The 20,193-nt window shown below is 69.5% G+C and carries 22 protein-coding genes; 8 read left to right on the top strand and 14 right to left on the bottom strand.

Annotated features, from left to right (window positions below; translation table 11 throughout):
• Window positions 1–53 precede the first annotated feature (53 nt).
• The 4 genes from ACFWF2_RS06235 to ACFWF2_RS06220 all read right to left on the bottom strand — a co-directional run bounded on the left by ACFWF2_RS06235 (window position 54) and on the right by ACFWF2_RS06220 (window position 5,260).
• Window positions 54–644 (bottom strand): ClpP family protease, encoded by a 591-nt coding sequence (locus ACFWF2_RS06235; protein ID WP_379305149.1) that lies wholly within the window; start codon window positions 642–644, stop codon window positions 54–56.
• A gap of 10 nt (window positions 645–654) precedes the next feature.
• Window positions 655–1,260 carry a ClpP family protease gene (locus ACFWF2_RS06230; protein ID WP_379305147.1) on the bottom strand — a complete coding sequence of 202 codons (606 nt, stop codon included), beginning with the start codon at window positions 1,258–1,260 and terminating at the stop codon, window positions 655–657.
• A gap of 232 nt (window positions 1,261–1,492) precedes the next feature.
• Entirely contained in the window at window positions 1,493–4,084 is a 2,592-nt protein-coding gene (gene pepN / locus ACFWF2_RS06225; RefSeq protein ID WP_379305145.1) for an aminopeptidase N, read from the bottom strand.
• A gap of 228 nt (window positions 4,085–4,312) precedes the next feature.
• Complete coding sequence (locus ACFWF2_RS06220; RefSeq protein WP_379305143.1) at window positions 4,313–5,260, bottom strand: NADP-dependent oxidoreductase; 948 nt, start codon at window positions 5,258–5,260, stop codon at window positions 4,313–4,315.
• Between the two features lie 70 nt (window positions 5,261–5,330).
• Here ACFWF2_RS06220 and ACFWF2_RS06215 point away from each other — a divergent pair, with 70 nt between their 5' ends.
• Both ACFWF2_RS06215 and ACFWF2_RS06210 read left to right on the top strand, forming a co-directional pair.
• Window positions 5,331–6,287 (top strand): GlxA family transcriptional regulator, encoded by a 957-nt coding sequence (locus ACFWF2_RS06215; protein WP_379305141.1) that lies wholly within the window; start codon window positions 5,331–5,333, stop codon window positions 6,285–6,287.
• Between the two features lie 113 nt (window positions 6,288–6,400).
• Window positions 6,401–7,237, top strand: a complete 837-nt coding sequence (locus ACFWF2_RS06210; protein WP_379305139.1) for a phosphoribosylaminoimidazolesuccinocarboxamide synthase — start codon at window positions 6,401–6,403, stop codon at window positions 7,235–7,237.
• 72 nt (window positions 7,238–7,309) lie between these two features.
• On the opposite strand, the gene ACFWF2_RS06205 is transcribed toward ACFWF2_RS06210, so the two are convergent.
• The gene (locus ACFWF2_RS06205; RefSeq protein WP_379030251.1) at window positions 7,310–7,666 is read right to left on the bottom strand and encodes a winged helix-turn-helix transcriptional regulator; all 357 of its coding nucleotides are present in this window, start codon (window positions 7,664–7,666) and stop codon (window positions 7,310–7,312) included.
• A gap of 21 nt (window positions 7,667–7,687) precedes the next feature.
• On the opposite strand from ACFWF2_RS06205, the gene ACFWF2_RS06200 reads away from it, so the two are divergent.
• Window positions 7,688–8,611: an NAD(P)-dependent oxidoreductase gene (locus tag ACFWF2_RS06200; protein WP_379305137.1), complete on the top strand. Its 924-nt coding sequence runs from the start codon at window positions 7,688–7,690 to the stop codon at window positions 8,609–8,611.
• 63 nt (window positions 8,612–8,674) lie between these two features.
• Here the strand turns inward: ACFWF2_RS06200 and ACFWF2_RS06195 are convergent, their stop codons facing one another.
• Complete coding sequence (locus ACFWF2_RS06195) at window positions 8,675–9,397, bottom strand: NAD(P)H-dependent oxidoreductase (protein ID WP_379305135.1); 723 nt, start codon at window positions 9,395–9,397, stop codon at window positions 8,675–8,677.
• A gap of 125 nt (window positions 9,398–9,522) precedes the next feature.
• On the opposite strand from ACFWF2_RS06195, the gene ACFWF2_RS06190 reads away from it, so the two are divergent.
• A complete protein-coding gene (locus ACFWF2_RS06190) occupies window positions 9,523–10,470 on the top strand; it encodes an AraC family transcriptional regulator (protein ID WP_379305133.1) in 948 nt (315 codons plus the stop codon).
• Here the strand turns inward: ACFWF2_RS06190 and ACFWF2_RS06185 are convergent, their stop codons facing one another.
• Genes ACFWF2_RS06185 through ACFWF2_RS06175 form a run of 3 tightly spaced genes read right to left on the bottom strand, consistent with a single transcriptional unit; the run spans window position 10,471 to window position 11,860 of the window.
• Complete coding sequence (locus ACFWF2_RS06185) at window positions 10,471–10,902, bottom strand: nitroreductase family deazaflavin-dependent oxidoreductase (protein WP_379305131.1); 432 nt, start codon at window positions 10,900–10,902, stop codon at window positions 10,471–10,473.
• A gap of 45 nt (window positions 10,903–10,947) precedes the next feature.
• Window positions 10,948–11,424, bottom strand: a complete 477-nt coding sequence (locus tag ACFWF2_RS06180) for an NUDIX domain-containing protein (RefSeq protein ID WP_379305129.1) — start codon at window positions 11,422–11,424, stop codon at window positions 10,948–10,950.
• 25 nt (window positions 11,425–11,449) lie between these two features.
• Window positions 11,450–11,860, bottom strand: a complete 411-nt coding sequence (locus ACFWF2_RS06175; protein ID WP_379305127.1) for a MarR family winged helix-turn-helix transcriptional regulator — start codon at window positions 11,858–11,860, stop codon at window positions 11,450–11,452.
• A gap of 57 nt (window positions 11,861–11,917) precedes the next feature.
• Between ACFWF2_RS06175 and ACFWF2_RS06170 the strand changes: the two genes are divergently transcribed.
• Window positions 11,918–12,346 (top strand): MarR family winged helix-turn-helix transcriptional regulator, encoded by a 429-nt coding sequence (locus ACFWF2_RS06170; RefSeq protein WP_379305125.1) that lies wholly within the window; start codon window positions 11,918–11,920, stop codon window positions 12,344–12,346.
• Window positions 12,347–12,394: 48 nt separating this feature from the next.
• Here ACFWF2_RS06170 and ACFWF2_RS06165 read toward each other — a convergent pair whose 3' ends face one another.
• From ACFWF2_RS06165 to ACFWF2_RS06155, 3 genes are all read right to left on the bottom strand, one after another.
• Window positions 12,395–13,657: an RNA polymerase sigma factor gene (locus ACFWF2_RS06165; protein WP_379305123.1), complete on the bottom strand. Its 1,263-nt coding sequence runs from the start codon at window positions 13,655–13,657 to the stop codon at window positions 12,395–12,397.
• A complete protein-coding gene (locus ACFWF2_RS06160) occupies window positions 13,654–14,049 on the bottom strand; it encodes a YciI family protein (RefSeq protein WP_379305121.1) in 396 nt (131 codons plus the stop codon). Before ACFWF2_RS06160 ends, ACFWF2_RS06165 begins: the two co-directional genes overlap by 4 nt.
• 106 nt (window positions 14,050–14,155) lie before the next feature.
• Window positions 14,156–15,376: an NAD(P)/FAD-dependent oxidoreductase gene (locus ACFWF2_RS06155; protein ID WP_379305119.1), complete on the bottom strand. Its 1,221-nt coding sequence runs from the start codon at window positions 15,374–15,376 to the stop codon at window positions 14,156–14,158.
• Between the two features lie 149 nt (window positions 15,377–15,525).
• On the opposite strand from ACFWF2_RS06155, the gene ACFWF2_RS06150 reads away from it, so the two are divergent.
• Complete coding sequence (locus ACFWF2_RS06150; protein ID WP_379305117.1) at window positions 15,526–16,170, top strand: disulfide bond formation protein DsbA; 645 nt, start codon at window positions 15,526–15,528, stop codon at window positions 16,168–16,170.
• A gap of 39 nt (window positions 16,171–16,209) precedes the next feature.
• Here ACFWF2_RS06150 and ACFWF2_RS06145 read toward each other — a convergent pair whose 3' ends face one another.
• A complete protein-coding gene (locus ACFWF2_RS06145; RefSeq protein ID WP_379305115.1) occupies window positions 16,210–17,394 on the bottom strand; it encodes a M48 family metallopeptidase in 1,185 nt (394 codons plus the stop codon).
• Window positions 17,395–17,430: 36 nt separating this feature from the next.
• Between ACFWF2_RS06145 and ACFWF2_RS06140 the strand changes: the two genes are divergently transcribed.
• Window positions 17,431–17,904: a ribose-5-phosphate isomerase gene (locus ACFWF2_RS06140; protein WP_379030290.1), complete on the top strand. Its 474-nt coding sequence runs from the start codon at window positions 17,431–17,433 to the stop codon at window positions 17,902–17,904.
• A gap of 154 nt (window positions 17,905–18,058) precedes the next feature.
• Window positions 18,059–18,862, top strand: a complete 804-nt coding sequence (locus tag ACFWF2_RS06135) for an Fpg/Nei family DNA glycosylase (RefSeq protein ID WP_379305112.1) — start codon at window positions 18,059–18,061, stop codon at window positions 18,860–18,862.
• Between the two features lie 71 nt (window positions 18,863–18,933).
• Here the strand turns inward: ACFWF2_RS06135 and ACFWF2_RS06130 are convergent, their stop codons facing one another.
• Window positions 18,934–19,890 carry a GGDEF domain-containing protein gene (locus ACFWF2_RS06130; protein WP_110039617.1) on the bottom strand — a complete coding sequence of 319 codons (957 nt, stop codon included), beginning with the start codon at window positions 19,888–19,890 and terminating at the stop codon, window positions 18,934–18,936.
• Window positions 19,891–20,193: the final 303 nt, after the last annotated feature.

The following is a 20,193-nucleotide window of genomic DNA, read 5'->3' as shown; positions in this document are numbered from 1 at the left end:
CACCCGGTGTGCGGTGACGGATCGCTGTAACCGACTGTGCGCAGCCCGGGCATTCACTCCCGTTCGTGCAGCACCTGGTCGACCAGGCCGTAATCGAGCGCGGTGTCGGCGGTGAACACCCGGTCCCGATCGGTATCGCGGCGCAGGGTTTCCGGCGTCTGACCGGTGTGCTTGGACAGGATCGCCTCGATCGCCGCGCGCATCCGGACGATCTCGTCGGCCTGCAGGATCAAGTCCGGGATGGTGCCCTGCCCGCGAGTCGCGGGCTGGTGCAACACGATCCGGGTGTGCGGGAGCATCGAGCGATGACCCGCCGCGCCGCCGGCCAGCAGCACGGCCCCGACCGCGATGGCCTGGCCGACGCAGGTGGTGTGCACGGGCGCCTTGATGAAACTCATGGTGTCGTAGACGGCGAGCATCGCCGACAGATCGCCGCCCTCGCAGTTGATGTAGAGGCTGATCGGCTGGCCGGGACTGTCCGACTCCAGGTGCAGCAACTGGGCGATGAGCGCGTTGGCGACGCCGGAATCGATGGGCGTGCCCAGGTAGACGATGCGCTCGCTGAGCAGATGCGAGTAGATGTCGGTGATCCGCTCGCCACCACGATGCTGAGACACGACATTCGGGATTGTGTAACTGGTCACGATGACTCCTCTATGCCGTGATGCCGATGCGGTGGCGGTTGGGGACGACCTGGTCGAACGATTCGACGATGTGGTCGATGAAGCCGTACTCGAGCGCTTGGGTCGCGGTGAACCAGCGGTCGTGCAGGGAGTCCTCGTAGACGCGGTCGAAAGGTTGGCCGGTGTCGGCGGCGATCAGGCCTAGCACCGTGTCGACGGTGTAGCGCAGGTCGTCGGCCTGCACCTCTACTTCCACAGCGCTGCCACCGATACCCGCCGAGCCCTGATGCATCAGGATGCGCGCGTGCGGCAAGGCGAAACGGCGGCCCGGCGACCCCGAGGACAGCAGGAACTGCCCTGCGCTGCACGCCAATCCGAGCGCGAGCGTGGACACCTCGCACGGGACCAGCCGCATGACGTCGCGAATCGCGAGCATCGATGGCACCGAACCACCGGGGGAGTGGATCCACAGCGAGATCGGCGCCTCGGGCGATTGCGCCGCCAGGGTCAGCAGCTGCGTGATGAGCAGCGTGCCGTTGTCGTCGTCGAGCGGACCGTCGAGCACGAGGATCCGGCGCCCGAACAGTTGTTCGCGGGCCCGCCAGCTGAACATCGGAGTCTTGTCGTCGTGTGCCATGCGTCCACGGTGCCTCGCGCGCACCGTGATTCGCCGCTTCTGCTGCCCGCAGCAGATCTGCTTACAGCAGCGACACGCGCAGGCTGAGCCCGGCGTAATCGTGCAATCGGGTCGCCTGCAGTCAGTTTTCTGACTCCGAGACGTCGAATTGCACGATTACGCCGGACCTGGGTTCGGACAGCGAGAAGGCCCGGTGCGGCGAAATCGCAGCACCGGGCCCTCGGGTGACCGCTTACTTGGCGTCGAATTCCCGTGCGCGCAGGGAACGTTCGATGCCGGCGCGGCCCTCGGAGACCAGGCGGTACAGGGCGGGCGGGTGGTCGCCCGCCAGGAACTCGTCGGCCCTGGCGACGGCGTCCTCGGTGATCGCCCAGTGCGGGTACAGGCCGATGACGACGGTCTGGGCGACCTCGCTGGAGCGGCGCTCCCAGACGGCGGGGATCTCGGCGAAGTACTTGTCCACGTACGGGGCGAGCAGCTCGCCCTGACCGGCGGGCGCGAAGCCGCCGACGATGGCGCGGGCGGTGATGTTGGGCACCGAGTCGTCGCCCATCACCGTCGCCCAGGCCCGCTCCTTCACCTCGGCGATCGGGCGGGCGGTGGCTGCCGCGGCGGCCTGGCGCTTGCCCGCCGCGGTCGGATCGCCCGCCAGCTCGGCGTCGATGGTCGGCGAGTCGACGCCGTCGGCGTCGATCTGCCCGGCCGCCGCCAGCGCGGTGACGATGCGCCAGCGCAGGTCGGTGTCGACGGTGAGTCCGGGCAGCCCGGCCACGGCCGGATCGCCGTCGAGCAGCTGGGCCAGCACGCCGGTGTGGCGCGGCGCGAGCAACGCCCCGGTCAGCGCGTTGACGAAGGCGAGCTGATGATCCGAGCCCGCCTCGGCCTCGCGGGCCAGCTCGAGCAGCCGGTCGGCGAAACCGGGCCAGCCCTCCCGCTCGGCCCACACCGGATCGGCGTAGCTGGAGATGGCGGTGGCGGCCTGCATGAGCAGCCGCTGCACCACGCCGATCTCGGACTCCGCGCCGATCCCGCGCTGCACCAGCGCGACGAAATCGCGGGCCTTCATCTCGGCCTGCCGGGTCATCTCCCAGGCCGCCGACCAGGCCAGGGTGCGCGGCAGCGAGTCGGCGATGTCACCGATGCGCTGCACGACCACATCGAGCGAATCGGGGTCGAGGCGCAGCGAGCAGTAGGTGAGGTCGTCGTCGTTGACCAGCACCAGCTTGCCGCGCGGCACGCCGGCCAGCTCGGGTACCTCGGTGCGTCCGGTCGCGTCGAGGTCGAGCTCGGCGCGGTGGGTGCGCACCAGCTTGCCGTCGACATCGTCGTAGACGCCGACCGCGATCCGGTGCACGCGGTGCTCACCGGCGCCGGGCTCGGCGCCCTCCTGGACCACGGCGAAGCTCGAGAACGTGCCGTCCGGCGCGACGAGGAAGTCGGGACGCAGGATGTTGAGGCCGGTGGTCTTGAGCCACTGCGCGCCCCAGCTCGACAGGTCGCGGCCCGACGCCTTCTCCAGCGCGGCCAGCAGATCGTCGAAAGTGGCGTTGCCGTAGGCGTGTTCGGCGAAGTAGTCACGCAGCCCGGCCAGGAACGGCTGCAACCCGACGTAGGCGACGAGCTGCTTGAGCACCGAAGCGCCCTTGGCGTAGGTGATGCCGTCGAAATTGACCTCCACCGCGTGCAGGTCGGGGATGTCGGCGGCGATCGGGTGCGTCGACGGCAGCTGGTCCTGGCGGTAGGCCCAGGACTTCTCCACATTGGCGAACGTGGTCCAGGCGCTGGTGTATTCGGTGGCCTCGGCCTGGCACAGCACCGAGGCGAAGGTCGCGAACGACTCGTTCAACCACAGGTCGTCCCACCACTTCATGGTGACCAGGTCGCCGAACCACATGTGCGCCATCTCGTGCAGCACGGTCTCGGCGCGGCGCTCGTAGGACGCGCGGGTCACCTTGGACCGGAAGACGTAGTCCTCGAGGAAGGTGACCGCGCCCGCGTTCTCCATCGCGCCCGCGTTGAACTCCGGCACGAACAGCTGGTCGTACTTGCCGAAGGCGTACGGCACGCCGAAGTTGTCGTGGTAGAAGGCGAATCCCTGCTTGGTCTCGGTGAACAGGCGCTCGGCGTCCATGTGCTCGGCGAGCGAGGCGCGGCAGAACAGGCCGAGCGGGATCTCGCCGTGGCTGTCGGTGTACGAGTCGGTCCACGTCGCGTACGGACCGGCGATCATGGCGACCAGGTAGGTGCTCATCTTCGGGGTGGTCGCGAAGGTGTGCCGCACGACCGCGCCGACCTTGTGCTCCTCGGCGGTCGCGCCGTTGGAGACGACCCGCCAGTCGCCGGGTGCGGTGGCGACGATGTCGAAGGTCGCCTTGAGATCGGGCTGGTCGAAGCAGGCGAACATCCGCTTGGCATCGGCGGTCTCGAACTGCGAGTACAGGTAGACGTTGTCGTCGGTCGGGTCGACGAAGCGGTGCAGGCCCTCACCGGTGTGCGAGTACTCGCAGTCGGCCTCGACGACGAGCTCGTTGGTCTCGGCCAGCTCGGTCAGCGTGATCCCGGTCGACTCGTCGTAGCCGCTCACATCCAGCGGGGTGCCGTTGAGCACGGCCGAACGCACCCGCGGCGCCACCAGATCGATGAACGTGCTCGCACCGGGAGTGGCGGTGAAGGTGACGGTGGTCTTCGAACCGAAGGTGTCCGACACTTCCGAACCCGCGCCTCGCGGCTGGTCGGTGAGGTCGAGTTCGATCCGATAGTTCTGCACGGCCACGGTCGCGGCGCGTTCGACCGCCTGGTCGCGGGTGAGATTCGGGGCGGACATAGATCTCCTTCGTCGTCGACGAACACGGCACGGTCGAGCGCTGCGGTGGTCCACCGGTGCGCACATCAGCGTCCACAATGCCACTTGCCGTCGGCGCCCGCTCACGAGTTTCCGGCCTCGCCGCCACCGCGTGCGCTGGGTCACCGCCACCGCCGGATGCCCGGGGTCGCCGCCACCCCATGCCCCGGGTCGGCACCGCCGCGCACCTGGTCGGCGGCGCCCACCTGGTCAGGGCACAGTGACCACGAGTTTTCCGAGCGTCCGGTCCGTCTCGCCGAGCGCGTGCGCCTTCGCCGCTTCGGCGAGCGGGAACACCCCGGCGATGGTCGGCGTCAGCTCGCCCGACGCGAGCAGTTCGGCGACGGCCCGCATCCCGGCATGATCGGCCTCGACGAGCAGCGCGGCGAAGCGGGCGCCCTGCCGGGCCGCCTCGGCGGGCAGGTCGGTCCCGGTGCGCGCCAGGATGCTGACGAGCAGTCCGCCGGGTCGCAGTGTCGGTAGCGACCGGCGGCTGTTCTCCTCGCCGAGGGTGTCCAGCACCACGTCGACATCGCCGACGACCTCGGCGAAATCGACCTCCCGGTAGTCGATCAGCTCGTCGGCGCCGAGCGAGCGCAGGTGCTCGTGCTTGGCCGCGCTCGCCGTCCCGATGACATACGCGCCCCGCGACTTCGCGATCTGCACCGCGAGATGGCCCACTCCGCCCGCGGCGGCGTGGATCAGCACCCGTTGTCCCGCTTGGATATTCGCGGTGTCGACCAGCGCCTGCCAGGCGGTGAGCGCGGCGAGCGGGGTGGCGCCGGCCACGATGTGGTCGACGTTGTCCGGCTTGTGGGCGAAGGCGCGAGCGGGCCCGACGACGTACTCGGCCAGCGAACCGTGCCCGTGCGGGTAGGGCAGCATGCCGAACACCTCGTCACCGGGCGCGAACAGGGTGACGCCGTAACCGACCGCCTCGACGACGCCGGAGACATCCCAGCCGAGCACGAAAGGCGGTGGGGGCAGGAACAAGCCGGGCAGGGCGCGATGCTTCCAGTCGGTCGGATTGAGCCCGGCCGCGTGCACCCGGACGAGCAGCTGGCTCGGGCCGGGGGTGGGACGGGGGAGTTCGATCTCGCGCAGGACCTCGGGTCCGCCGAGAGTGTCCTGGCTGATGGCGCGCATGGTGTCGGTCATGGGGTCAACGGTGCCGGGCTGCGGCCGTCGAGAAAATGGCATGAAAGTCATCATCCGATAGAATCGTGCCATGCATCGTGTGGTGGTCCTGGCGCTCGACGGCGTCTACCCGTTCGAACTCGGCACACCGCAGCGCGTCTTCGGCACCCTCGACGACCGCTACGAGGTGCTCACCTGTTCCGTCGACGGCGGGCCGGTGCGGACCTGTGCCGACTTCCGGATCGCCGTCGAGCACGGGCCCGAGTTGCTGGCGACCGCCGACACGGTGGTGATTCCCGCGTCCGATATCGGCGAAGCTCTCGCCGGGCTCGGTGCGGTGACCCGGGGTGCGCTCGCGCTGATCCGCCCCGGGACCCGCATCGTGTCGATCTGCACGGGAGCGTTCGTCCTGGCCGCGGCGGGCCTGCTCGACGGGCGACCCGCGACCACGCACTGGCGCATGGCCGACTCGTTCCGCCGCCACTTCCCGCGGGTGCGGCTCGACCCGGACGTCCTGTTCGTCGACGACGGTGACGTTCTCACCTCGGCGGGCGCGGCCTCCGGCGTCGACCTGTGCCTGCACATCGTGCGCGCCGATCACGGCAGCGCGGTGGCCAACCACGTGGCCCGCCGGTGCGTGGTGCCGCCGTGGCGCGAGGGCGGGCAGGCGCAGTACATCGACCAGCCCGTCCCCGATCCCGCGATCGCGAGCACCGCCGCAACCCGGCACTGGGCGCTCGAACATCTCGAGCTTCCGCTGACCATGGCGGAGCTGGCCGCGCACGCGCGGATGAGTCAGCGCACCTTCGCGCGCCGGTTCGTCGACGAAGTGGGGATGAGTCCCGGTCGCTGGCTCACTCAGCAACGGGTGGCCAGGGCCAGGCACCTGCTCGAGGCCAGCGATCTGTCGGTCGAGCAGATCGCCGGCCGAGTCGGCTTCGCGACCGGTGCCTCACTGCGCCAGCACTTCCAGGTCGCGGTCGGCGTCGCCCCGCTGACCTACCGCCGCACGTTCCGCCTCGCCGATATCGAGCGTGCGACTGCCTGACCGGAATGTGATCGGCCTCGCGTCGCGGTGACCAGGCCGGATCCGGTCACCGGGCGGGCCGGTAGAGTTCCGGGCGAACCCAGTACGCCCATCCAGGATTCGGAGGCTCGACGTTGAAGCATGTGCACGCCGGGAAAGTTCGTGACCTCTACGAGGACGGCGACACCCTGCTGCTGGTTGCCTCGGACCGCGTGTCGGTCTACGACGTCGTGCTGCCGACGCCGATTCCGGAGAAGGGCGCGCTGCTGACCCAGCTGTCGAACTGGTGGTTCGAGTACTTCACCGGCATCCCCAACCATGTGGTCTCCGCGACCGATGTGCCCGCCGAGTTCGCCGGGCGCGGTATCAGGGTCAAGCCGCTGAAGATGGTGCAGGTCGAGTGCATCGCGCGCGGGTACCTGACCGGGTCGGGGCTCAAGGAGTACCAGCAGTCCGGGACGGTGTCCGGCATCGCCCTGCCGCCGGGGCTGCGCGACGGCGACAAGCTGCCCGAGCCGATCTTCACCCCCTCCACCAAGGCCGCCGAGGGCCACGACGAGGCGATCAGCTTCGCCGACGTGGTGAACCAGGAGGGCCGCGAGGTCGCCGGGAAACTGCGCGACCTGACCCTCGAGATCTACTCGCGCGGCGCCGAGCATGCCGCGAAGGCCGGTGTGATCGTCGCCGACACCAAGGTCGAATTCGGCTGGGACGGTGACGTGCTCACCCTCGGCGACGAGGTGCTCACCTCCGACTCCTCGCGCTTCTGGCCCGCCGACGAGTGGGAGCCGGGCCGCGCGCAGCGTTCCTTCGACAAGCAGTTCGTGCGCGACTGGTCGACCTCCACCGGGTGGAACAAGGAGTACCCGGGTCCGGAGATCCCCGCCGACGTGGTCGAGGCGACCCGGCGCAAGTACGAAGAGGCCTACGAGCGCATCACCGGCAACACCTGGCAGGGCATCCAGGGCTGATGCCCGCGCGGCGCCGGGGCGATGCACCGGCGCCGCATCCGCGCGATGGCCGACCGCACCACGGTCGGCGCGTCAGTGCACCGGCGCGAGAACGCCTTTGACCTCGCAGATGTGGTCCATGTTCGCGTTGCCCCACGCGCCGAGGGTGACGAGCGCCGCGTTCAGCGATACCCCGAGGTCGGTGAGTGAGTACTCCACCTTCGGGGGCACCTGCGCGTAGATCTCCCGGTGGACGATCCCGTCGTGCTCGAGCTCACGCAACTGCTGGATCAGCATCTTCTCGGTCACCCCGGGCACCATCCGCTTGAGGTCGCCGAAGCGCTGGGTGCCGGTCGACAGTGCCCACAGGATCAGCGCCTTCCACTTGCCGCCGACGACGTCGAGCGCCGCATCGATCCCGCACGAGTACGGGCGCTCTCGCTGCTTCATGTTCGCCTTACTTACTTTTTGGTGAGTATTGGACTTGATAGTCGGTACTTGTGCAGTGTATCGCTACCGGCGAATCTAGGAGTGCGTTGCCGAGGTGGCGGCGAGAGCTTCGAACCAAGGGGAAACATGACCAACTCGGTGACGGCACAGCGGGTTTCGGTGCTCGGTCTCGGTGCGATGGGCACCGCGCTGGCGCAGGCGCTGCTGACCGGTGGCCACCAGGTGACGGTGTGGAATCGCACCGCGGCGCGGGCCGAGCCGCTGGTGGCGCAGGGCGCGGTGCTCGCGGCGAGCTCCGCCGAGGCGCTGGCCGCGGCCGATCTGGTGATCCTGTGCGTGCTCGACGACGCGGCGGTGCGCGAGCACATCGAGCCGGTCGCGGCGCTACTGCGCGGGCACACGGTGGTGAACCTGACCACCACGACACCGGAACAGGCGCGGGCACTGGGCCGCTGGGCCGCGGACAACGAGGTCGAACTGATCGACGGCGGCATCATGGCGGTGCCGTCGATGATCGGCGGGCCCGGCGCGTTCGTGCTGTACAGCGGCGCGACCGCGGCCTTCGATCGGTACCGCCCGGTGCTCGAACTGTTCGGGCGGGCCGATTTCGTCGGCGCGGATCTCGGCGCGGCGGCGATGTACGACGTGTCGATCCTGGGCGGCATGTACGCGATGTTCGCCGCGTTCCAGCAGGGCGGCGCCATGGTCCGCACCACGGGTGGCACCGCCGCGCAGCTGGCCGCGCTGATGGCCCCGTTCCTCCAGGCCATGGCGACCCTGCTCGCCCAGCACGCGCCCGGCATCGACACCCCGGCGGAGTACGTGCAGGAACAGAGCGACGAATTCACCGCCGCCGCCATCGATCTGATCGACAAGGCGGCCGTCGAATCCGGCAACCCCACCGAACTCTTCGGCGTGCTGCGACGCATGCTCACTGGACTGTGAGCGTGTCCGCTCTCGGGGCCAGGCCGCGCGGTGACGGTGACGGTCACCGCGCGGGGCAGGGGCTCAGGCGTCGACCAGGTTCGCCGCGAGGAAGTCGTCGACGAAACCTTCGGCCGTCGCGTCGAACGCGGCGTAGTGGGCGGTGCGGGCGTCGCCACTGATCGCCTCGCCGATGATCAGATTGCCCTCGGCGTCCAGGGTCTGCGGCTGTTCCTCGGCGTCGGGAAGCAGGCCGACCCGGGAGTCGGCGAAACCGCTGTAGTAGGCCAGACCCGCGCTGAGCTGGGCCTCCAGCAACTGCTGCATGCCGGGGAGGATCTCGTCGCCCGCGGTCGCGCCCGCGAGGCCGAGCCACAGGATGCGCTTGCCCGCCAGGCGCGGCTTGCTGCGGCCGTAGGCGAATCCGTAGTTCCAGACGCTGTCGATCCAGCCCTTGAGCGTCGCGGGCACGCTCTGCCAGTAGACCGGGAAGACCACGACCACGACTTCGGCGGCCAGCAGGCGCCGCATGTGCGCCTCGGTTCCGGGGGCGTACTGCTTGTCGCGGTTGCCCCAGTCCGGCTGGTCGGCCACGGTCATCCGCGGGTCGAAGTTCTCGGCGTGCAGATCCAGGAAGTCGATCGTGTACCCGGCGGCGGTGAGCCGGGTGGCCGCGCGGCGCGCGATATGGGCGGACAGCGAGTCGGCGCGGTGGTGGGCGAGCACGACGAGCGCTGTGCGAGAGCCTGATTCGGGCTGATTCGACTCGGTGGTGGTCGGCACTGTGGTGGAAGGCGACTGCGACACGGTGGGCTCCCTGTTCGATCGTGAGGTGGGACGGTGTGCCCCGTGCCTTCGAGTTAACCGTGGTTTGCGTGGACGATCTATGGGCGATCATCTCCAGTTGATAGGAGTTCGTCTACGCTGGTGGCATGGACCCGTTGAGTTCGCTGCTGAGTGGCATCCGTGCCGACGGCTCGGTCGTCGCCCATGCCGTCTTGCGGGCACCGTGGACGATTCGCTTCGCCGATCGAGCGCCGCTGATCATGGTGTGTGTGCTGCGCGGCGGCGGCACCCTGGTGCTCGCCGACGGGTCGCGCACCCGGCTCGGCGCGGGCGATACGGCGGTGGTGCAGGCCGGTGAACCGTTCCAGCTCAACGATATCGAGGCCGCGCCCGATCGGCCGCTCACCGAGTACGAGCTGTCCTGTTTCGTGCCGGACGGGTTCGGCCCGACCGACTCATCCTGCGCCACACCGGGATTGACCGAGGAGATCACCGAAACCGGTGCGCCGGGGGAGACGTCGCTGATCGTCGGCGCCTATCGCGCCTCGGGCAGGCGGCACGAACGCCTGCTGCGCGCCCTGCCGCCGGTGATGGTCGTCGCCGCCGACAGCGACGTGTGCGCCTGGCTCGAGGACTCCGCCGCCGAGGCGGTCCGGCACAGCGCGGGCTCGCAGGCCATGATGGATCGCCTGCTGGACTGGTCGCTGGTCTGCAACCTGCGCACCTGGCTCGCCGAGCAGCAGCACTGCGCGCCCGCCTGGTATCGCGGGATGGCCGATCCGGTGGTCGGCCCGGCACTGGAAGCCATCCACGCCAAGCCTTTCGAGCGGTGGACGGTCGCGAGCCTGGCCGCCGAGGCCGCCGTGTCGCGGGCGCTGTTCGCCAAGCGGTTCACCGAGGTGATCGGTGAACCGCCACTGACCTACCTCACCGAATGGCGGATGGCCGAGGCGGAGGAACTGCTCGCCGATCCCGCGCGCAGCGTCGCCCAGGTGGCGACCACCGTCGGCTACTCCGACGCGTTCGGATTCAGCGCGGCCTTCAAGCGCTCGCGGGGCAGCAGCCCGACGGAGTTCCGGGCCGCCCTCGTCTGATCAGGTCCGCGGTGCGAGCAGCACCAGCGGGATCTCCCTGGTGGTCTTGGTCTGGTAGTCGCCGTAACCCTTGTATCCCTTGACGACCCGGGGCCACAGCTTCGCCCGTTCCTCGGGGGTGGCGACGTGGGCCGTCATCGGCCGCGTCGGGCCGGTCTGCAGCGACACCTCGACATTCGGGTTGTCCCGCAGGTTCAGGTACCAGGCCGGGTGCGTCGGGTCGCCACCGCGGGAGGCCACGACGACGATCGTGTCGCCGTCGATGACCGGCGCGGTCAGCATCACCTTGCGCGGTTCGCCGGATTTGCGGCCGATCGTGGTCAGTTCGAGGGAGGGCATCCCGAAGATGCGGTTGCCGACGCGGCCTCCGCTGAGGGCGAGCAGGACGCGGTGGCCGGCGTTCATGATCTTCAGCTGCAGGTCGCTGGGCATGACCGCAATGTACTCCGTCGAGGTAACCGCCCGGCGTGTCCGGCGTCAGCCCAGGTGGTCGGTGAGCCGGGTGAGAAATGGGCGCTGACCTTTCCCGAGTTTGTCCTCGGCGGTGGCCGGATCGAACCAGGCCGCGCGGTCGATTTCGGGGAACACGCCGGTGCGGCCGGAGCGCGGCGGCCATTCCATCTCGAACGTGCCGGGGACGACCTCGGCCGGATCGAGATCACCCTCGACGGCCCACACGGTGACGGTCTTGCGCCTGCTGCCGCTGCCGTAGCGCACCTCACCGAGGTCGATCCAGTCGCCGTCGGGAACCGGGAGCCCGAGCTCCTCGGTGAATTCCCGCGCCGCGGCCACGCGAGCCGGTTCCTCGTCGGGGACATACTCGCCCTTGGGGATCGACCACGCCGAGGAGTCCTTCTTCGCCCACAGCGGGCCGCCCATATGGCCGAGCAGAACCTCGATCCCGGCGGCGCGGCGGCGATAGACCAGGACACCCGCACTGAACACATCCGTCACGACTGCGAGTCTGCCAGGACCGCCGTCAGTCGAGTCCATCGACGAACCGGCCGAGCAGGCGGGCGAACGCGGCGCGGTCGGTGCCGGACCAGCCGGCCATCGCGCGGTCGAAGGCGCCGCGACGCCGGTCGTGCGCCCGATCCAGCAGGTCCCGGCCGCTTTCGGTGAGCACGAGCAGCGAACGCCTGCCGTCGGACTGGTCGGCGACGCGGCGCAGGTAGCCGCCGGTGACGGCGGCGGCGACGAGCTTGCTGGCGCGCGGCTGATCCACGGCCAGCGCGGCCACGACCGTGGACACGGTCGGCTCGGTCGCGGCCTCGACCACATCGAGCACGTCGAAGGCCTGTCCGCTCGGTTCGTCCGCCGCCAGGGTGCGCCGGGTCTGGCGCCGCCGGATGGCGATCATCGCCCGTTCGATCCGCTCGACCTCGTCCACGAGCTCATGCTACCGTCGTACATATACATGTAATAGGACATGTAAGTGTAATAGTGCATGAAAGAGTGGATGATGACCGAACGCAGGCTGATCGGTTACCAGGTCAAACGCCTGGACCAGCTCATCGAGGCGACCTTCGACCGGGCGGTCGAGAGCGTCGGGATGTCGCGGCGGGAGTGGCAGACGCTCAACACGATCGTCGGCGATCCCGCCGCTGACCTGGTCGACGCGCTGCGGCCCTTCTGGACGGCCGACGGCGCGTCGATCGCCGATGTCACCGCCGCCCTGATCGCACGTGGGTGGATCACCCGCGACCCCGACGGCCGGTATGCCGCTACGGACGCGGGGCTGGCGGCGCACGGGACCGCGGCCCGCGCGGTGGGCGTCGTCCGCCGACAGCTGGCGGACGGCATCACCGATGCCGAATTCGCCACGCTCACCACCACTCTCGCGCGAATGATCGCGAACCTCGAACCAGCCGGTTGACCCGTTCCCGGCCTCGGCGCGACGTCCAGCGACGGTCGCGCGGCGAGTTCACTGGGCTGGCGTGGCTTTGCTGGAGCGTGGACGCAAGCGAACCGCCGATACGGCCTCGCCCGAACGCAGGCCGGCGGCGCGGAGCAGTAGGTAGTCGCGCTCCGGCACGCTTGCCGTCTGCTTGGCGGCCAGCTGATAGTGCGCGACGGCAGCGGCGTCGTCGCCCGCCATCTCGTGCAGGTGCCCGCGCACCGCGGCGAGCCGATGGGAGCGGGCCAGCGGTTCGGAGACGGAGTCGGCCACGGCGAGTCCGGCGGCGGGACCGTGCGCCATGGCGGTTGCCACGGCCCGGTTGAGAGTGACCATCGGGTTCGGGTTGGCGCGCTCGATCATGGTGTAGAGCAGCAGGATTCGGGCCCAGTCCGTGTCCTCGACCCGAGCTGCCTGCGCGTGCAGACCGGCGATCGCGGCCTGGATCTGATACCTGCCGGACAGGCCTGCGGGCAGGGTCGCGGTGAGCAGGCGCAGTCCCTCGGTGATCTGGGCGCGGTCCCAGCGGGAGCGATCCTGTTCGTGCAGGGGGATCAGCTCGCCGTGCGGACCGGAGCGGGCGGCGCGGCGGGCGTCGGTGAGCAGCATCAGCGCGAGCAGGCCGGTGATCTCGGTGTTCGTCGGCAGCAGGGCGCGCAGCGCGCGGGTCAGCCGGATGGCCTCGGCGGAGAGGTCGGCGCGGCGCAGCCCGGCACCGGAACTGCTGGTGTGCCCCTCGGTGAAGATCACGTACAGCACCTGGAGTACCGCGCTCAGGCGTGCGCTGTCGTGCGCGCCGTTGGCGAACGGCCGCTCGCTCTCGGCCAGCCGCTTCTTCGCGCGGGAAATGCGTTGCGCCATGGTCGCTTCCGGGACCAGGAAGGCAGCGGCGATCTCGCCGGTGCTCAGGCCGCCGACCGCGCGCAGGGTCAACGCGATCGCGCCGGCGGGCGGCAGATCGGGATGGCAGCACAGGAAGTACAGGTCGAGGGTGTCGTCGCGCGCAGTCGCCTCGATGGGCACATCGCGGACGAAAACCGTTGTCTCCCTGCGCCGCCGCGCGACTTCGGCGCGCACCGCGTCGGCCATCCGGCGCTGGGCCACCTGGATCAGCCAGCCGCGCGGATTGCCCGGCAGGCCGTCGGTACGCCACTGCGTCGCCGCCGCGAGCAGCGCGTCCTGCACGGCGTCCTCGGCCAGGTCGAAATCGCCGAACCGGCGGACCAGAACGCCGAGGACCTGCGGGGCGAGTTCGCGCAGCAGGTCCTCGGTGCGCGGGGCTCGGCTCACTCGGCAGGCGCGCTCATGATCTGGCGCACCTCGATGTACTCGCCGAGCGGCTTGCCGCCAGGGCCGGGTGCGGCCGAGGCCTGCGCGGCGATCTCGATCGCGCGTTCGGGGGAGTCGACGTCGACGACCCAGTAGCCTGCCAGGAACTCCTTGGTCTCCGGGAACGGTCCGTCGGTCACCACCGGCGCCGAGCTGCCGTCGGAGCACACGATCAGCGCCTGCTCCGGACCGGCCAGGCCCTGGGCGTCGACGAGCTCGCCCGCGGCGGCCAGCTGTTCACCCAGCGCCCGCTGGAAATCGATGTGGGCGGCGATGTCCTCGGGCCCCCATTCCGGCAGCGGGGCGCTGCAGTACGCGGCGTCGGAATACGTCTTGACCAGCATGTACTTCATCGGAACGCTCCTGGTTTCGGTGGCGCCCTTCTGGCGCCCTCGAGACATGGTCGGAGCCGATGCGCATCGTTCGACACATCGGCTCCACCGATATCTGTGACCTGCATCACAAAGAAATGTCGGAATTGGCCAGCCGGTCCGGATCGACCGGCTCGCCCGCCAGGATCAGCTGCTTGATCCGCTCGGTCACGTCCCACACGTTGACGTTCATGCCCGCGCGCACCCGGTTCTGCGGATCGAGCCAGAACGCAACGAACTCGCGCTCGGCCTGGTCGCCGCGGACCACCACGCGCACGTCGTCGTCACGGCCGACATAGCCGGTGTACTCCATGCCGACGTCGTACTGATCGCTGAAGAAGTACGGAAGCCGGTCGTAGGACGCGGATTTGCCCAGCATGGTCAGCGCGGCCACCGCGGGCTGGTTGAGCGCGGTGGCCCAGTGCTCGACGCGCACGCGCCGGTTCAGCAGCGGATGTTCCTGCTCGGCGATGTCGCCGACCGCGACCACATCCGGGTCGCTCGTGCGCAGACCCGCGTCGACCAGTACGCCGCCGTCGGCCGCGAGCCCGGCCGCGAGCGCTGCCTCGATATTGGGCTGGGCGCCGACCGCGACCAGCACCGCCTCCGTGGGGATCACGGTGCCGTCGCCGAGCTGCACGCCGGTGGCGTGGCCGTCGTCGGTCAGGATCGTGTCGACCTTGGTGCCGGTCCGCAGGTCGACGCCGTGCGCGCGGTGCAGCTCGGCGTAGAACGCGCCCATCTCCGGGCCGAGCGCGCCGATCAGGGGGAGCTCGGCCGCTTCCAGCACGGTCACCTCGACCTGTCTGGCCCGCGCCTGCGCGGCGACCTCGAGGCCGATCCAGCCACCGCCGATGATCACCAGCGTGCGGTGCGTCCGCAGGATCTGGGCGAGCACATCCGAATCGCCGATCGTGCGCAGGGTGTACACATTCGGCGCGTCGGCGCCGGGAATGGGCAGCGTGCGCGGGCGGGAACCGGTGGCCAGCGCCAGCTTGTCGTAGCTCAGAGTGGACTCATCCGGCAGTGTCACCGTGTGGGCGCGCGGATCGAACGCCGTCGCGGTGGTGCCCAGCCGCAGGTCGATGTGATGATCGCGGTACCAGGAACCCTGGTCGACGGTGAAATCGGGCAGCTGCTGGGTGCCTGCCAGATGCTGTTTGGACAGGGGCGGCCGCTCATAGGGCAGCTCCTCCTCGGCAGCCAGCACTGTCACCCGGCCGTCGAAGTCGTTGGCGCGCAGGGCCTCGGCGAGCTTGGCTGCACCGAGTCCGCCGCCGATGACGACGAAATGCTGATTCGAGCTCATGAACGGACTCCTTCTCGCGGACGACCGGGACTCCTCGCCGTCGAGCCTAGTGCGCGAGATCACCGCAGGGGAACGATTCAGGGCGTGGCGCGGTTGCACCAACCGGCGGGCTTTGCGACCTGCCCAACTGTGACTCGAGAGGAAGCTCCGTGAGCGATCAAGCCACGAAGGACGTCGTCGATTTCTGGTTCGACCCGCTGTGCCCCTGGTGCTGGATCACGTCCCGCTGGATTCTGGAAGTGGAGAAGGTGCGTGACATCGACGCGCGTTTCCACGTGATGAGCCTGTCGGTGCTCAACGAGGGCAAGGATGATCTGCCCGAACGCTACGTCGACCTGATGGCCGCGGGCTGGGGCCCGGTCCGGGTCGCGATCGCCGCCGCCGAGAAGGCGGGCCAGGAGATCCTGGCGCCGCTCTACACCGCGCTGGGCACCCGCATCCACCAGCGCAGGGACGAATTCGAGCGCGAGACCGCCCAGGAAACCTTCGCCGCGGTCGTGGCCGACGCCCTCGCCGAGCTCGGCCTGCCCGCCGAGCTCGCGGATGCCGCCACCAGCACCGAGTTCGACGAGACGCTGCGGGAGAGCCACCACGCGGGGATGGACAAGGTCGGCCCCGATGTCGGCACCCCGACGATCCACGTCAACGGGGTCGCGTTCTTCGGTCCCGTGCTCTCGCGCATCCCGCGCGGCGAGGACGCGGGGCGTGTGTGGGACGGCGTGGTCGCGCTGGCTTCCTACCCCCACTTCTTCGAACTGAAGCGCACCCGCACCGAAGACCCTGTGTTCGACTGACAACGAGCAGGTGGGGTGCCCGACCGGCACCCCACCCCGTCACACCGGCTTCGGCGGTAGCGCGGGCGGCGCCGCGTTGAGCGGATAGCCACCGGGCGGCGGGATCATGCCGGGCTGCGGTGCGCTCGGGCGGCAGAACATCGGGCCCGGCTTGCTCCGGTCGCGCAGCGCCCACATCCGCCAGGTCAGCACCGGATGACTCGACATCGCGTTGACCAGCAACACGAAGCCGCCCTTCTCCTGCGCCGCCCGGTCGGCCATCTCGTCGAACCCGACGTCGGTATTGAGGTACTTGCCCGCGGCGAGGGTGGCCATGGCGCCCGGCGCGCCCAGATGCCGGTTACAGAAGCCGTGATTGTCGGCCGTGAACTCCTGTGCCCGGATCAGCGACGACCCGAGCAGCGGCAGCCACGGCGCGACGAACATGCCGAGCTGACGCCAATACGACACGTGCCCGGCGGCGATGTGGCCGACCTCGTGGCCGATGATGAACGCCAGCGCGTCGGGTTCGCGGGCGGCGCCGCCGATCTCGAACAGGTCGCTGTAGACCACGACGAACCGGCGGAACCCGTGCCCGGACGCGAACGCGTTGATCTGGCCGTTGCCGAGCACCACATAGGCGTCGGGCACCTTCGGCATCCCGAATCGCGCCGCGGCCTCCTGCACCAGCCGATAGCCCTCGGGGAACTGGGTCGGCGACATCTTGACGCCGTTGATCCGCATCCGCGCGTAGTTCATGCCTCGGCCCGCCCACAGCAGCACCGGCGCGAACAACAGCAGCAGCACATACGGGCTGGTCAGAATCGAATCGCTGACCTCTTCCCCGTGCTCGTCGACGACGGGGTCGGCCACCACCTCGACCACCAGCATCAGCAGCGCGAGCAGATACGCGACCGAGGTGATCATGATGACGACCACCAGCAGCGGGATCTCCCACGGATGCCGGGCGGGCATCCCGAACGGTGACAGCCCGCGCGGCTGGTACTGCGGCGGCAGGGGCGGACCGCCGGGCGGGTAATACCCCTGTGGCACCGGCGGATACGCGCCTGGAAACGGCTGGGTCTGCGGAAAAGCTCCGGTCTGTGGAGCGGGGAACCCGCCGGTCTGCGCGCCCGGCTGCTGCCACGGCGCCGGCGGTGCGGTCCCCGGCTGGTCGGCAGACGGCCCCGGCGGCACGGGTGGGGGACCTGCCGAAGGCGGAGAATGCGGTTCGTGCGGGTGCATGAAAACGACTCTAAGCGGCCTGACACAATCGCAGCCATGCGCGTTTACCTGGGTGCCGACCATGCCGGTTTCGAACTGAAGAATCACGTCAAGGCCCATCTGCAGGAGGCCGGACACGAGGTCGTCGACTGTGGCGCCCTCGAATACGACGCTCTCGACGACTACCCCGCCTTCTGCATCGAGGCGGCCCGCCGCACCGTCGCCGACCCCGGCTCGCTCGGCCTGGTCTTCGGTGGCAGCGGCAACGGCGAGCAGATCGCCGCCAACAAGGTCCCCGGCGCCCGCTGCGCCCTGGCCTGGAGCGTCGAAACCGCCAAGCTGGCCCGCGAACACAACAACGCTCAGCTGATCGGCATCGGCGGCCGCATGCACACCACCGCCGAGGCCCTCGCCATCGTCGACGCGTTCATCGCGCAGCCGTGGTCGGAAGAGGCCCGTCACCAGCGTCGCATCGACATCCTCGCCGACTACGAGAAGTCCGGCGAGGCACCTGAGGTCCCCGCGTACTGATCCGCCTCTCCGCGAATTTCGGCCAGACCTAGGTGCGGGGTGAGTTGGCGACGCGGCCGGCGGTGGGGTGGCTGTCGGGTCAGCTCGTACCCGGTGAGTTACCCATGTGCTTGCGAGATCAGTTGGTGAGTTGTGATTGAGGAGGGTGTGTTTCTTGCCTGAGGGGCACACCCTTCATCGCATCGCCCGCTTGCATCAGGAACGGTTCTCCGGTGGCGCTGTGCGGGTTTCGAGTCCGCAAGGGCGCTTCGCCGAGGGCGCCGCGCTGGTGGACGGGTGGGTGCTGGAACGGGCCGAGGCCGTCGGCAAGCATCTCCTGCACCACTACGAGTCCGGGCTGACCGTGCACGTGCACCTCGGGTTGTACGGCACGTTCAGCGAGGCCGGGCTGCCGATGGGTCCGCCCGTCGGACAGGTGCGGATGCGGATGATCGGCGCCGCAACGGAATTCGGGACCGATCTGCGCGGGCCGACCGCGTGCGAGGTGCTCAACCCCGGCGAGGTGGATGCCCTGGTGGCGCGGCTGGGCGCCGACCCGCTGCGGCCCGATGCCGATCATGAACGAGCCGGTGCGCGAATCCGGCGCTCCCGCAGGGCGATCGGCGCGCTGCTGATGGACCAGGCGGTGATCGCCGGCGTCGGCAATGTCTACCGTGCGGAAGTGCTCTTCCGGCACGGCATCTCGCCGTTCCGGCCGGGCACGTCGGTGAGCGCCGCGGAATGGGACGCGCTGTGGGCCGATCTCGTCGACCTGATGCCGGTCGGCGTCGCCACCGGCCGCATGCATGTCGTCCGGCCCGAACACGACACCGGCGCACCGTCGTACGCCAAGGACCGGCCACGCACCTATGTGTACCGCCGCCAGGGCGAACCGTGCCGGGTGTGCGCGACGCCGATCGCGCACAAGGTCATGGACGGGCGAAATCTGTTCTGGTGCCCCACCTGTCAGCCACGCTGATTTGCGGCAGGCTACATCGAACGCTGAGAGGGGTTGAGCCGGAGCGCGAAGTGCAGGCTTCGCGATCCGACTCAGCCCGCGACCGCGGTTCCCAGTTCCGGGTCGCCCGATTCGGCGAGCGCGAAACGCCGCCCGCCCGCGGATTTCGCCGAATACATCGCGCGGTCGGCGCGACGCAGCAGATCGGTGAAATCGCACGTCTTTCCCGGCGCGCAGAACGCCGTGCCCACGCTGGCCGAGACCGGTACCGGCCCCGCGCTCGACCACACCGGGTCGCGCAGCGCCGCCACCACGCGGTGCGCCAGCTCGCCGAGGGTGTCGCGGCGCGGATTGGCCGCGACAACGAACTCGTCGCCGCCGTACCGGCAGATCACCGTGTCGGGCGGGCACACCTCGCGCAGCCGGTTGGCCAGTTCGACCAGTACCTCGTCGCCGATCGCGTGTCCGTAGCCGTCGTTGATCTGCTTGAACCGATCCAGATCGACGACCAGCACGCCGACGCCGCGGGTCGGGTCGGCCGCGAAGGCCCGTACTCGTTCCTGCAGCAGCGTGCGGTTGGCCAGATCGGTGAGCGCGTCGTGGGTTGCTTCGTGCCGCAAGCGGTGCTGCAGCGCGGCGATCTCCTGTACGCGCAGTGACACTTTCGCCGAGATGTTCTGTTCCTGTTGCGCGAGCGCGCGTTCCTGCAGCGCCTGCGCGTAGCTGTCGATGGCCTGGCTGGCGACCAGCGGCCAGCGGGTGGCCACCAGCGATCCCGGCACGCCGGAGGGGAAGCCGAGCAGCCAGCGGGTGGCATGCGCCAGCATCCTGGTGCGTTCGAATGGCGCCTCGGCAAGCCGGGCGCCGAGCATCCGCGCCTGTGGCACCGGGAACGGTTCGGTCCGAGCCAGATGCAGCAGCCGCTCGACGATCTCGACGAGCACCGGCTCCAGCTGGTGCGGCGCCGTGGACGATCCCGGTTCGGCGCACACCGCGCGGGCCCAGGCGCGGGCCATCGCGGCGACCGGTGGCTCGATGTGGACAGTCATCGATATCACCGGCGGAAGGTGGCGACGGTCTTGCCACCTCGATCGTTCGCACTGCTACGCGGTTGAGTCCACCGAGTTCGGCACACGCTCACCGCCCCCTTTCCAGATACCCCCGTCCGGCAAAAAGGATCCTAGCAAGCCACCCGAGACCTAAAAGCCGCGTAGTAGAACACGTTGCAGGTCTCTCGCGAATGGCGATCGGGTATGACATCGCTGCAGGCGCTCGGGTGTTACACGCTTCCCGGAAAAACTTTGGGAGGACCGAAACGCGCAGCGTGTTGCCCATCTCGAGGTGGTGGACGT

The organism is Nocardia sp. NPDC060259, from assembly GCF_042728775.1.
GTDB lineage: Bacteria > Actinomycetota > Actinomycetes > Mycobacteriales > Mycobacteriaceae > Nocardia.
The sequence above is the reverse complement of the archived record's forward strand: the minus strand, read 5'-3'. Positions and strand labels throughout refer to the sequence as shown.

Bases quoted from the DNA above. Each gene is read 5' to 3' on its own strand.
- ACFWF2_RS06160 (WP_379305121.1), bottom strand. From the start codon at position 14,049: ATGAAGTACATGCTGGTCAAGACGTATTCCGACGCCGCGTACTGCAGC.
- ACFWF2_RS06170 (WP_379305125.1), top strand. From the start codon at position 11,918: ATGAAAGAGTGGATGATGACCGAACGCAGGCTGATCGGTTACCAGGTC.
- ACFWF2_RS06185 (WP_379305131.1), bottom strand. From the start codon at position 10,902: ATGCCCAGCGACCTGCAGCTGAAGATCATGAACGCCGGCCACCGCGTC.
- ACFWF2_RS06140 (WP_379030290.1), top strand. From the start codon at position 17,431: ATGCGCGTTTACCTGGGTGCCGACCATGCCGGTTTCGAACTGAAGAAT.
- ACFWF2_RS06130 (WP_110039617.1), bottom strand. From the start codon at position 19,890: ATGACTGTCCACATCGAGCCACCGGTCGCCGCGATGGCCCGCGCCTGG.
- ACFWF2_RS06205 (WP_379030251.1), bottom strand. From the start codon at position 7,666: ATGAAGCAGCGAGAGCGCCCGTACTCGTGCGGGATCGATGCGGCGCTC.
- ACFWF2_RS06145 (WP_379305115.1), bottom strand. From the start codon at position 17,394: ATGCACCCGCACGAACCGCATTCTCCGCCTTCGGCAGGTCCCCCACCC.
- pepN (WP_379305145.1), bottom strand. From the start codon at position 4,084: ATGTCCGCCCCGAATCTCACCCGCGACCAGGCGGTCGAACGCGCCGCG.
- ACFWF2_RS06155 (WP_379305119.1), bottom strand. From the start codon at position 15,376: ATGAGCTCGAATCAGCATTTCGTCGTCATCGGCGGCGGACTCGGTGCA.
- ACFWF2_RS06190 (WP_379305133.1), top strand. From the start codon at position 9,523: ATGGACCCGTTGAGTTCGCTGCTGAGTGGCATCCGTGCCGACGGCTCG.
- ACFWF2_RS06215 (WP_379305141.1), top strand. From the start codon at position 5,331: ATGCATCGTGTGGTGGTCCTGGCGCTCGACGGCGTCTACCCGTTCGAA.
- ACFWF2_RS06230 (WP_379305147.1), bottom strand. From the start codon at position 1,260: ATGGCACACGACGACAAGACTCCGATGTTCAGCTGGCGGGCCCGCGAA.
- ACFWF2_RS06220 (WP_379305143.1), bottom strand. From the start codon at position 5,260: ATGACCGACACCATGCGCGCCATCAGCCAGGACACTCTCGGCGGACCC.